Source organism: Streptomyces abyssalis, assembly GCF_001751365.1.
Taxonomy (GTDB): Bacteria; Actinomycetota; Actinomycetes; order Streptomycetales; family Streptomycetaceae; genus Streptomyces; species Streptomyces abyssalis.
The window spans coordinates 94371-106364 of sequence record NZ_LJGT01000039.1 but is presented as its reverse complement, the minus strand read 5'-3'; the positions used below and the strand labels follow the sequence as shown (position 1 = coordinate 106364).

Below are 11994 nucleotides of genomic sequence, written 5' to 3'. Positions count from 1 at the left end.
ACGTGGCACAGACATCGGTGAGCCCCGGCGAAAAGGGGGCGTCCGCCATCCGTGGGGCGGGCGCCCCCTTCGTCGTTCCCGCACATGCGCCTGCGCTGCCGTGAGGTGACGCAGGAACAAATGGGTGTGTGAGGCGGCATGGTCCGCACGACAATCGTGTTGCATGTACGGAGATTCCACCCCTTCCGCATGGAGGTGTGTGCAATGACCGATGTCGCGTCACGACTCAGCGCGCTCACCGAACGGATGCTCGGCGCGCCTCTCCCGGTCCGGATCCGTGCCTGGGACGGCAGCGAGGCAGGCCCGCCCGGTGCCCCCGTCCTGCGAGTGCGCCACCGCCGCGCGCTGCGCCGCTTCCTGTGGCGGCCCGGCGAACTGGGCCTGGCCCGCGCCTGGGTGGCGGGAGAGCTCGACACCGACGGGGACGGCGAGCTGTACGGACTTCTCGAACGGCTCGCGGGCCTGATGTGGGAGCGGAACGAGAGCGAGGAGGAGCCTCCGGCCCGTGGCGTCCGAGCCGCCCTCGCCCGCGTCCGCGATCCCGATCTGCGTGCCGCCGCCCGTGAACTGCTCGCGCTCGGCGGTGCGTTGCCGCCGCCGGCGCCGCCTGCGGAGGAACGGCGCAGGGGCTTCGGGGTGCGGCACACCCGCGTCCGCGACCGCAAGGCCATCAGTCACCACTACGACGTGGGCAACGACTTCTACGAACTGGTCCTCGGCCCGAGCATGGTCTACTCGTGCGCCTACTGGGAGCCCGCCGCTCCGGGCACCACGCCCACCCTTGAGGACGCCCAGCGCGCCAAACTCGATCTCGTCTGCCGGAAGCTGGCACTCCGCAAGGGCGGGCGGCTGCTGGACGTCGGATGCGGGTGGGGATCACTGGTGCTGCACGCGGCCCGCGAGTACGGGGTGCGCGCCGTCGGTATCACGCTCTCGCAGGAGCAGGCGACGTACGCCCGCAAGCGCGTGGCGGAGGAGGGGCTGACGGACCGCGTCGAGATCCGCGTCCAGGACTACCGAGAGGTGTGTGACGGTCCGTACGACGCGATCTCCTCGATCGGAATGGCCGAACACGTCGGCAGGGAGCGCTACCGGCTGTACGCGGACGACCTGTACGGGCTGCTGCGCCCGGGCGGGCGGCTGCTCAACCACCAGATCGGGCGCCGCCCGGTGACGGACGAATCGGCGTACGAGGTCGACGAGTTCATCGACGCGTACGTCTTCCCCGACGGGGAGCTCGCCCCGGTCGGGCAGACGGTCGCCGTGCTGGAGGAGGCCGGTTTCGAGGTGCGCGACCTCGAATCGCTCCGTGAGCACTACGCCCTGACGCTGCGTGCCTGGGTGGCGAATCTGGAGGCGGCCTTCGGGGAGGCGGCGCGCCTCACCTCGTACGGGCGTGCGCGGGTGTGGCGGCTCTACATGGCCGCGTCGGCGCTCGCCTTCGAGCACAACCGGATCGGCATCAACCAGATCCTCGCGGTCCGGACGCCTCCCGACGGGGCGTCCGGCCTGCCGCTGCGCACCCGGGAGTGGCGCGCGGCGTGAGCGAGCGGCGGTCCGGCGGCTGACCGCCGCGCGGTCCGTGGCCGGCCGGCGGCGGGGCGCTCCGAGCGGTGCCCCGCCGGCCGGCCCCCCTTCGTCACCGGTCGTCCCCCGTCAGCCGCCGGCGCCGTCGCCGAGCACGAGTACCTGGATGGCGAGCACCGCGGCGCCGCGTGCCCAGTCGTGGAAGTCGGAGACCTTCGTCTCCAGGTTCACGGGATCGGAGTGCGGATTCCGGTGGGCGTCGACGGAGTCGAGGACCGCGCTGCCTGCGACGTCCATGAGTCCCACGCCCTCGCCGGCGAGAAGGATCTTCTGCGGCATGGCGAAGTTGTAGATGTTCGCGATGAGGATGCCCAGCGCGCGGGCGGCCTCGCCGATGACGCGGGACGCGGCCGGGTCCTGCCGGCGGGCGAGGTCGAGGATCTCCTCGTAGCGGACCGTACTGCCGGTCGCGGCGCGGACCTGGTACTCGATGCTCTGGACGGTGAGCATCGCGGTGGCGCTGCCGCGCTCGCCGTGCGGGGTCAGCGGGCCGCTGGGGTCGAGGATCCAGCGCTCCGCCGTGCCGCGGTAGCCGTCGGAGGGACGGACCGGCTCACCGTTGATGACCAGGCCGTATCCGATGCCGGCGCCGATGGTGAGGACCGCGAAGCGGTCGAGGCCACGCCCCGAGCCGAACCACGTCTCCGCCTCGACGAGGGCGGCGAAGTCGTTCTCCACCACGACCGGCAGCCCGGTGAGCTCCTCCAGGAGCGGGGCGAAGGACACGCCCTTCCAGCCGAGATACGGCGAGTCGACGGCCACGGACCGCTCACGGACGGAGCCGGCCAGACCGACGCCGATGCCCGCGAGGTGGGGGAACTCCTCGGCGAACGTTCGCACGATCGAGTGAGCTGCCTCGGCGACGGCCTCAGGTTCGGCGGACCCCAGCTTCCGGTCCTCACGCCTGACCACCGTGCTCTTCAGCGTGGTGACCACTCCGTAGACCGTCTCTCCGGTGATCTTCAGACCGACGAAGTGCCACGGGTCCGTGACGATGTCCAGGGGCCGCCCGGGGCGCCCCTGCCCGGCTGTGGCGACCGGGGTCAGCCCTTCGAGGAGCAGGCCCGAGTCGATCAGCGGCTTCGCGAGGCGGGTCAGGCTGCCGCCGGACATGCCGAGGCGCCGGGCGATCTCACTGCGGGACGTCGGGCCGTTCGTCAGCACCTCGATGGCCACCGCGCGCTCCGCGGGCGTCAGAGGCGGCCAGATCGGGGCCGGGCCTCCCGGGTCGCCCGGACCGTTCGAACCCTTTGACCCGTTCAATCGCAGCCTCCGTGACGGTACTTGGATGTGGCGTCTCAGCTTAGGCGAGCCGCCGGGTAAGTTCCGTCCGGAACTATGAATGCTCGGTTCCGGCACAGAATCTCCAATGTGAAGCGCCTTGACACCCACATTAACTTCCACATAGAAGTAAGTCCATCGAGGTGGCCACACCTGAAGACGAGCGGACAAGGAGGTCTGCCGGTGGCCGTGACCAAACCGACGACCGCGCACCCGCCGTCGGGCAGCCGCGCTCCCGGCGACACCCGTACCGCCCTGCTGTTCATCGCCCCGGCGATGCTCGGTTATCTGGTCTTCCTGGTGTGGCCGACGCTGCGCGGCGTCTATCTCAGCTTCACCAGCTTCGACCTGCTCTCCGCGGAGAGGTGGGTGGGGCTCGACAACTACCGCCGTCTCGTCAACGACCCGGTCTTCTGGGACTCGCTGGGCGCGACGCTGCACTACGTCGTGGTCAACATCGGGGTGCAGACGGTCGTCGCGCTGCTGATAGCCGTGCTGATGCACCGGCTCACCCGCTCGACCGCCCTCCGGGGGATCGTCCTCGCGCCGTACCTGGTCTCGAACGTCGTCGCCGGAATCGTGTGGCTGTGGATCCTCGACACGCAGCTCGGCGTGGGCAACGAGGTCATCGAACTGCTCGGCTTCGACAGGATCGCCTTCTTCGGCGACGCCTCGTGGGCGATACCGACGATCGCGCTGGTGAACGTGTGGCGGCACGTGGGCTACACGGCGCTGCTGATCTTCGCGGGCCTGCAGTCCATACCGCCGACGGTCTACGAGGCGGGCCGCGTCGACGGCGCGAGCGAGTGGCGGATGTTCCGGTCCATCACGCTGCCGCTGCTGCGGCCCGTCCTGTCGCTGGTCCTGATCATCACGGTGGTCGGGTCCTTCCAGGTGTTCGACACGGTCTCGGTCACCACCGACGGCAAGCCCGCCAACGCCACCAACGTGCTGCAGCTGTACATCTACGACCTCGCGTTCGACCGCCTGCAGTTCGGCTACGCCTCGGCCATCTCCGTCGCCCTGATGCTCGTACTGACCGTCATAACCGTCGTGCAGTACCGGCTGATGCGCGCCGGCCGGTCGGACCTCGGCTGAGAAGGGAAGGTCCGCAGTGACGGCAACGATGACGCACACCGGGACCGGCGGCGGGGCGGAGCCCCGCGAGGAACCGGCCCGCGGGAAGCGTGAGCGACGGCCCCTGTCGTGGGGGCGTGCGCTCGCCTGGGCGGCGATGGCAGTGATCACCCTGATCACGCTCTTCCCGTTCTACTGGATGCTGAGGACGGCCCTGTCCACGAACACCGCGCTCGCGCAGGATCCGGCCTCACCGCTCCCGGTGGACTTCAGCCTCGGCGGGTTCCTGCGGGTCTTCGGACTGCAGAGCACCGAGGAGGCACTCGCGGAGGGAGGTGCCGGCGGCTCGCTCGACTTCTGGCGCTACCTGGCCAATTCGGTCCTGGTCGCCACGCTCGTCACCTTCTGCCAGGTGCTCTTCGCAGCGATGGCCGCCTACGCGTTCGCGCGGCTGCGCTGGCGCGGGCGGGACGCCGTGTTCGGGTTCGTGCTGGGCGGCCTCATGATCCCCGCCGTCTTCACGCTCCTGCCGAACTTCGTGCTGATCAAGGAAGCCGGCCTGGTGGACAGCCTGCCCGGCATCACCATGCCGATGGTGTTCATGACGATGCCGTTCGCCGTCTTCTTCCTGCGTCAGTTCTTCCTCGGGATATCCAGCGAGGTGGAGGAGGCCGCGCTCATCGACGGGGCGGGGAGGATCCGTGTCTTCTTCCGGCTGATCCTGCCGATGTCCACGGCGCCCATCGCGACGCTGAGCATCCTCACGTACATCACCGCGTGGAACGAGTACTTCTGGCCGCTGATGGTCTCCTACAGCGACAGCTCGCGGGTGCTCACCGTCGCGCTGAGCATCTTCCGCGCGCAGACCCCGCAGAACGGGACCGACTGGGCGGGGCTGATGGCGGCCACGTTCGTCGCCGCGCTGCCCATGGTCCTGCTGTTCGCACTGCTGGCGAAGCGCATCGTCAACTCCATCGGCTTCAGCGGCATCAAGTGAAGGAGAGTGGGATGAGCACCGCATCACGCCGCACCCGGCGCCGCATGTCCGCCATGGCCTGCGCGGCCTCCTTCGCGGCCCTGGCCCTGGTCGTTCCCGCAGCGGGCTGCGCACCGCAAGCCGGCCCCGGCGGCGACAAGAAGACCGTCTCGTACTGGATGTGGGACTCGGCCCAGCAGCCCTCGTACGAGGCGTGTGCGAGGGAGTTCCACAAGAAGAACCCCGGGCTCCGCGTGAAGATCACCCAGATCGGATGGGACTACTACTGGACGAAGCTCACGTCGAGCTTCATCGCGGGCACCCAGCCGGACGCCTTCACCAACCACGTCGCCAAGTTCCCGCAGTACGAGAGGATCGGCGTGCTCAGCCCGCTGGACGAACTCGGCCCCACCCGCGGCATCAAGGCGTCGGACTACGCACCGGGCCTCGCCAAGCCCTGGATGGGGCGCGACGGCCACCGCTACGGCGCCCCGAAGGACTGGGACACCGTCGGCGTCTTCTACAACAAGAAGATCACCAGGGCGGCGGGCGTCAGCGACGGTGAACTGCGCGATCTGGAGTGGAACCCCAAGGACGGCGGCAGCTTCGAGAAGGTGCTCGCGAGGCTGACGGTCGACGCGAACGGAAAGCGCGGCGACGAACCCGGCTTCGACAAGGACAACGTCGAGCGCTACGGCCTGGCCACGGGCGACGCCGGCGGGGAGAACCACGGACAGACACAGTGGAGCGCCTTCACCGGCTCGAACGGCTGGAGCTACACCGACAAGAACCCGTGGGGCGAGCGCTACAACTACGACCAGAAACGCTTCCAGGAGACCATCGATTGGTATTTCGGGCTCGCCGAGAAGGGCTACATGGCCCCGCTGGAGGATTACTCGGACACCAACTACCCGGAGGTGCAGCTCGGTTCGGGCAAGGCGGCCCTCGCCACGGAAGGTTCCTGGAAGCTCGGTGCGTTCGCCGGACTCAAGGGCGTCGACCTGGGCATAGCGCCGACCCCGAAGGGCCCCACGGGCAAGCGCGCTTCGATGATGGGCGGTCTCGCGGACTCCATACCGAAGGACGCGAAGAACAAGAAGGGCGCCGCGAAATGGGTCGCCTTCCTCGCCTCCGACGAGTGCCAGAACATCGTGGGCAAGGACGCGACGGTCTTCCCCGCCACCCCCGAAGGCACGAAGAAGGCCGTCGCCACCCACCGCGAGAACGGGCTGGACGTGACGCCTTTCACCCGCCACATCGAGGAAGGGACCACCTTCTCCTTCCCGGTGACCGACTACTCCGCCGACGTCACCGCGATCATGATCCCCACCATGGAGGAGATCTACGCGGGCGATTCACCGGCGAGCTCTCTCACAGAGACGAACAAGCAGGTCAACTTCCTCTTCCAGCAGAGAGACTGAGCCAGCAGCGCAGCTGAGCTCTCATCAACGACGGCACGCACAGGAAAGGTTTTCGCCCGTGCCCTTCTCCATCGGAATCGTCGGCGCCGGACAGTTCGCCGGATCGTTCGCAAGGCTCTTCCGGCTGCACCCCGGTGTCGGCGCCGTACATGTCACGGACCTGCTCCCGGAGCGCGCCGAGCGGCTCGTCGCCGCGGAAGGACTGGCGGGCACCGTGCCCTCGTTCGAGGACATGCTCGAATCGGACGTCGACGCCGTGGCCCTCTTCACCCAGCGCTGGACCCACGGGCCGCTGGCCGTGCAGGCGCTGCGCGCCGGCAAGCACGTCTACTCCGCGGTGCCCATGGCCGTCTCGCAGGAGGAGACGGCAGCCATCATCGAGGCCGTCAAGGAGACAGGCCTGACCTACATGATGGGCGAGACCAGCCACTACAACCCCGCCACCGTCTACGCCCGCGAGAAGATCGCCGACGGGGGCTTCGGCCGCCTCTTCTACGCCGAGGGCGACTACGTGCACGACATGGACCTCGGCTTCTACGACGCCTACCGCTACAGCGGCGGCGAGCGCTGGAAGGAGACGGCGAGCTATCCGCCGCTGCTCTACCCGACACACAGCATCGGCGGGGTGCTGGGCGCCTGGCAGACGTACGCGACGAGCGTCAGCGCCCTCGGCGTCCGTGACGAGCGGGGCGACGGCGTGTTCGACCGGGAGGTCAGCCAGTTCGGCAACGACCTCTCCAACGCTACGGCGCTCTTCGAGGTCGCGGGAGGCGGATCGTTCCGTACGAACGAGTTCCGACGTGTCGGTTACCCGTCCCACATCCGGGAGTCCCGGTTCCGATTCTTCGGCACCGAGGGCAGCTTCGAGCAGCTGGCCACCGTCAGCCTCTGGCAGGACAAGGGGGGAGTGCGGGATGTCTCGGAGCATCTGCAGGCCGTACCGACCCTCTCCGCCGACGACCCGTCGCTCGCGGACGTCTCGCCCGCACTGCGGGACGCGTTCATCTCCGGCACGGCGCCCGTGCACGACCGCGCCCGGCTGCCGGGCGAGTTCGCGCACGCGCCCAACGGGCACGAGGGCAGCCACCACTTCCTCGCCGACGACTTCGTCACCGCCGTGAACGAGCGCACGATGCCCACCGTCAACGCCTGGGTCTCCGCCCGCTACACGCTGCCCGGCATCGTCGCGCACGAGTCGGCACTGCGTGGCGGGGAGCGGCTGGCGGTCCCCGACTTCGGAGACGCCCCCGGCTGACCGGTGCGTACGGCCGCCGGATCACGTCCGGCTCCCGGTCCGCTCCGGCTGCCGGATCAGGGTCCCGGCATCCCCGGCGCGCCCCGCCCGGAACACCGTGGCCCGGCCCTCCGAAGAGGGCCGGGCCACGGTGTGACTGCTGACAGCGGCGCGTGCTACTCCGTCTTGATCGCGGTGAGCATGTTCAGCCTGGCGGCCCGCCGCGCCGGCCACAGCGCGGCGAGCATGCCCACGAGCGCCGCGAGCCCGAGGAAGATCCCGATCCGCTCCCACGGCAGCACCAGCGAGTACGTCGACAGCGACAGCCCGACGATCTCACCCGCGGCCCAGCCGAAGAACACCCCCAGACCGATTCCCAGCACCCCGCCGAAGAGCGAGATCACCAGCGACTCCAGCCGCACCATCCGCTTGATGCCCCGCCGGTCGAGGCCGATCGCACGCAGCATCCCGATCTCCTGCGAGCGTTCGAAGACGGACATGGCCAGGGTGTTGACGACTCCGAGCACCGCCACGATCACGGCCATCGCGAGCAGCCCGTAGAGCACGTTGAGCATCAGCGTGAAGCCCTTGGCGATGGAGTCCGAGACATCCTGCTTGGTCTGCACGAGCACGGCAGGGTTGTTGCCCAGGGCCTTCTCCAGCGACGCCTTGGCCGAATCGCTCGCGCCGTCCTTCGTCTTGACCATCACCTGCATGCTGGAGATCTGCTGCGTGTGCGGGTCGAGCGTGCCGGTGTCGACCATGACGCCCTGGATCATCTCGTTGCCCTCGTAGACACCCGAGACGGTCATCCGGGTCTTCTTCCCGTCCTCGAAGGTGACGGGGAAGGTCGAACCGGTCTTCCAGCCCTCCGCCTTGGCGGTCTCCTTGTCGACGACCGCCTTGTTGCCGGAGAGCCCGTCCCAGCCGCCGGAGACGAAGTTCAGGTCGGTCAGGTCGCTGATCGACTCGCCGTTGACGCCCGTCAGGAACGCGGAGGAACCGCGCACCTCGGCGGCGGAGTTGCGCATCGGACTGACCGCTTCGACCTGGTCGTCGCGGGCGAGCTTCCGCTCGACGTCGGCAGAGAGCGGTGTGTGGCTGGCCATGCTGACCGTGTAGTCCGCCTTCAGCGAATCGGTGGCCATCTTCTCGATGGCCTGCTGCACGCTGCCGGCGATCACCGTCATGCCGGTGATCAGCGTGAGGCCGATCATCAGCGCGGACGCGGTCGCGGCGGTACGACGCGGATTGCGTACGGAGTTCTGACGCGCGAGCTTGCCCGAGACCCCGAAGATCCGCGTCAGCGGAGCGGCCGCGGCGATCAGCGGCCGCGACAGCAGCGGCGTCAGGACGAAGACACCGATGAGCAGCGTCGCGGCACCGGCCGAGAGCGGGATCTGGGCGGATTCGCGGTCGTCCATACCCGCCCCGAGGAGCACCAGCGCCGTGCCCGCGCCGGCCAGCAGCGCACCGATGGTGTTGCGGAGGACCAGCGAACGCGTCGTCGCCGTCGCGTGCACGCTGCTCATCGCCGCCACCGGCGGGATCTTCGCGGCCTTGCGGGCCGGCAGCCAGGCGGCCAGGACGGTCACCACGATGCCGGTGGCGAGTGAGACGGCCACGGCGGTGCCGTCGACGACGAGCGGCCCGTCGGGCACGGTCGCGCCCAGCCTGCCCATGAGCGAACGCAGCAGGGCACCGATTCCGACGCCCGCGCCCAGCCCGGCGACCGCGGCGACCGAGCCCACGGCCAGCGCCTCGATGAGCACGGAGCGCGTCACCTGGCGGCGGGCCGCGCCGACCGCCCGCAGCAGCGCCAGCTCCTTGGTGCGCTGGGCGACGAGCATGGTGAAGGTGTTGGCGATGATGAAGATGCCGACGAACAGGGAGATGCCGGCGAAGACGAGCATCGCCGTCTGCATCCCGCTCATGCGCTTCTTGATCATCTCGGACTGGTCGGCTGCGAGCTTCTTACCGGTGACCGCCTCGGCGCCGGCCGGCAGGAGCTCCTTCGCCTGGGACTTCAGCTCGCTCTGCGAAGTGCCGTCGGCGGCCTTCAGGGTGATCTGGTCGTACTGTCCCGGCTGAGCGAAGAGCCGCTGTGCGGTGGGTGTGTCGAAGAGGACGAGGGTTCCGCCCGCGGCCACGTTGCCGTCGTCGGTGTTGAAGATGCCGGCGATCCGCTGCTCCAGCACCGGGCCGTCGACCGACATGCGGGCGGTGTCGCCGACCTCGAAACCGACGCGCTCCGCGGTCGCGGCGTCGATGGCGACCTCGTCGGAGTTCTTCGGCGCGCTGCCCTGCTTCATCGGGTAGCGGGCGTCCTCGCTCCGGCCGTCCCGGCCCGCGTCGTAGTTGCCGCCCGTGGTCTGCCAGCCCTCGCCGATGAGCTTCCCCTTCTTGTCGGCGAGCGCGGCGAAGCCGGTGACGGAGCCGCTGGCGCTCTCCGTGCCGGGCAGTTCGCGGGCCGCCTCGAGAGTGGCCTGCGTCAGCCCTTTCTCGTCACCGGGCTTGCTGCCGGGGGCGCCGGCGGCAGGGCCCGTGGGCGCGTCGATGGCGAGGTCGACGTTGCTGTAGCCCTTCTCCGAACTCTTCTGGTACGCGTCGGAGATGGTCGAGGTGAAGACCAGGGTGCCGGAGACGAATGCGACGCCGAGCAGCACGGCGAGCACGGTCATCAGCAGCCGGGCCTTGTGCGCGAAGACGTTGCGCAAGGCGGTACGGAGCATGGGTGAGTCCTGGGAGTGGTGAAGTCTGGTTCGTGCTCTGGCGGTTGCGGCTCGCGGCGACCGTCGGATGCCGCGGCGCGGTAGTGCCGTGACCGGCGATGTCTGCCGGGAGGGGTGCTAGCTCGTACGCACCCTGGCGTCGAGGCTCTTCATGTGTTCGAGCACCGACTCGGCAGTCGGCCCGAACATGTCGTCGACGATGCGTCCGTCGGCGAGGAAGACGACACGGTCCGCGTAGGAGGCCGCCACCGGGTCGTGCGTGACCATGACGATGGTCTGGCCCAACTCCCGTACGGAGTTGCGCAGGAAGCCCAGCACCTCGGCACCGGCGCGGGAGTCGAGATTGCCGGTCGGCTCGTCCCCGAAGATGATCTCCGGCCTGCTCGCGAGCGCACGGGCCACCGCGACGCGCTGCTGCTGACCCCCGGAGAGCTGGCTCGGACGGTGGTTGAGCCTGCCGGAGAGACCCACGGTCTCGATGACGCGGTCGAGCCACGCCTTGTCGGCCTTGCGGCCGGCGATGTCGAGCGGGAGCGTGATGTTCTCCAGGGCGTTGAGCGTCGGCAGCAGGTTGTACGCCTGGAAGATGAAGCCGATCCGGTCACGGCGGAGCTTCGTCAGCTTCTTGTCCTTGAGCGTGGTCAGTTCGGTGTCACCGATCAGGGCGCTGCCGCTGGAGACCGAGTCGAGGCCGGCCATGCAGTGCATCAGCGTCGACTTGCCGGAGCCCGACGGCCCCATGATCGCGGTGAATTCGGCCCTGCGGAAGTCGACGGAGACGCGGTCCAGGGCGACCACCTTGGTCTCGCCCTGCCCGTAGACCTTGGAGAGGTCCGTGGCGCGCGCCGCGGCGACCCCGGCGGGTGCTGATGCGGCATCCGGTACGCGGGAGGTGTAGGTGGTGGTCACGGAGGTGCGCTCCTGTCGGGACGGTGTACGGAACTCGGGACCACACCATGCTGTCCTTCCGTGCGCCCCCGCGGATCACCCTCCGTACCCGTATCCGGGCCAGCCTTCCGAGGTACTGCCGGATCTCGCGCTCATCCCTGGGTATGACTGCGCCCCTGAGCCCGGGACGGGGGCGGCGGGTGCCGGCGGTGCTCCCCCCGGGGCCCGGTGACGCTCCCGCCGGCGGAAGAAGAATTCCAGTGTCCGGACGGCGACTTTCCGTCATTTCCCGAGCCAGTGACGTGATCGGAGCGACGCTCCGAAGTGGGAGACGCGGTACTGACGCGTCGTCAGTTGCCCATAAAATAAGACAACATCGGGTCGGCGCCCCGCAGTTGGGGGCCTGACGCTGGATAGGCTCTACCTGCACCCTGGGGTATAGGAACCCGTGCGCTGAGTAACCGGCGAGCGGACCTGGAGCCGGTGCCCGGATGGTGGAATGTAGACACGACGAGCTTAAACCTCGTTGGCCCTGAGGGCCGTGCCGGTTCAAGTCCGGCTCCGGGCACCACCCATTTCAGGTAGCTGACCTGCATGGCCGTCGGGCGGAGCCGGGAGCAGGCTGCCGCGAGCGTGGGAACACCGCGGCTGCGCCGACGTGCGCAAGCCCCCTGACCGGCACCGCCGAACCCGGGAGACCACGGCGCGCGCCGTGGAGCGCCGATGGGCGCAGGAAGACGCCACGCAGCACGGCCGGACACCGGACGCCGCGACGCCGAACCCGCAGCAGCAGCCCGC

General features: G+C 69.3%; 8 protein-coding genes and 1 tRNA gene. 6 read left to right on the top strand and 3 right to left on the bottom strand.

The window, feature by feature from the left end; genetic code table 11:
* Window positions 1-204: 204 nt before the first annotated feature.
* Window positions 205-1545, top strand: a complete 1341-nt coding sequence (locus AN215_RS14845; RefSeq protein WP_070031184.1) for an SAM-dependent methyltransferase — start codon at window positions 205-207, stop codon at window positions 1543-1545.
* A 111-nt stretch (window positions 1546-1656) separates the two neighbouring features.
* Here the strand turns inward: AN215_RS14845 and AN215_RS14840 are convergent, their stop codons facing one another.
* Window positions 1657-2850: an ROK family transcriptional regulator gene (locus tag AN215_RS14840; RefSeq protein ID WP_245694503.1), complete on the bottom strand. Its 1194-nt coding sequence runs from the start codon at window positions 2848-2850 to the stop codon at window positions 1657-1659.
* Window positions 2851-3057: 207 nt separating this feature from the next.
* On the opposite strand from AN215_RS14840, the gene AN215_RS14835 reads away from it, so the two are divergent.
* Genes AN215_RS14835 through AN215_RS14820 form a run of 4 tightly spaced genes read left to right on the top strand, consistent with a single transcriptional unit; the run spans window position 3058 to window position 7597 of the window.
* Window positions 3058-3966 carry a carbohydrate ABC transporter permease gene (locus AN215_RS14835; RefSeq protein WP_245694502.1) on the top strand — a complete coding sequence of 303 codons (909 nt, stop codon included), beginning with the start codon at window positions 3058-3060 and terminating at the stop codon, window positions 3964-3966.
* 28 nt (window positions 3967-3994) lie between these two features.
* Window positions 3995-4942, top strand: a complete 948-nt coding sequence (locus AN215_RS14830) for a carbohydrate ABC transporter permease (RefSeq protein ID WP_070013455.1) — start codon at window positions 3995-3997, stop codon at window positions 4940-4942.
* 44 nt (window positions 4943-4986) lie between these two features.
* On the top strand, window positions 4987-6342 hold the full coding sequence (locus AN215_RS14825) for an ABC transporter substrate-binding protein (protein ID WP_420856236.1): 1356 nt from the start codon (window positions 4987-4989) through the stop codon (window positions 6340-6342).
* 58 nt (window positions 6343-6400) lie between these two features.
* Window positions 6401-7597 (top strand): Gfo/Idh/MocA family protein, encoded by a 1197-nt coding sequence (locus AN215_RS14820; RefSeq protein ID WP_070013456.1) that lies wholly within the window; start codon window positions 6401-6403, stop codon window positions 7595-7597.
* A 155-nt stretch (window positions 7598-7752) separates the two neighbouring features.
* Here AN215_RS14820 and AN215_RS14815 read toward each other — a convergent pair whose 3' ends face one another.
* Both AN215_RS14815 and AN215_RS14810 read right to left on the bottom strand, forming a co-directional pair.
* On the bottom strand, window positions 7753-10308 hold the full coding sequence (locus AN215_RS14815; RefSeq protein ID WP_070013457.1) for an ABC transporter permease: 2556 nt from the start codon (window positions 10306-10308) through the stop codon (window positions 7753-7755).
* A 117-nt stretch (window positions 10309-10425) separates the two neighbouring features.
* On the bottom strand, window positions 10426-11217 hold the full coding sequence (locus AN215_RS14810) for an ABC transporter ATP-binding protein (protein ID WP_070013458.1): 792 nt from the start codon (window positions 11215-11217) through the stop codon (window positions 10426-10428).
* A gap of 464 nt (window positions 11218-11681) precedes the next feature.
* On the opposite strand from AN215_RS14810, the gene AN215_RS14805 reads away from it, so the two are divergent.
* Window positions 11682-11767 (top strand) — tRNA-Leu (locus tag AN215_RS14805).
* The last annotated feature ends 227 nt before the right edge of the window (window positions 11768-11994 follow it).

Bases quoted from the DNA above. Each gene is read 5' to 3' on its own strand.
- AN215_RS14845 (WP_070031184.1), top strand. From the start codon at position 205: ATGACCGATGTCGCGTCACGACTCAGCGCGCTCACCGAACGGATGCTC.
- AN215_RS14830 (WP_070013455.1), top strand. From the start codon at position 3,995: ATGACGCACACCGGGACCGGCGGCGGGGCGGAGCCCCGCGAGGAACCG.
- AN215_RS14825 (WP_420856236.1), top strand. From the start codon at position 4,987: ATGTCCGCCATGGCCTGCGCGGCCTCCTTCGCGGCCCTGGCCCTGGTC.
- AN215_RS14815 (WP_070013457.1), bottom strand. From the start codon at position 10,308: ATGCTCCGTACCGCCTTGCGCAACGTCTTCGCGCACAAGGCCCGGCTG.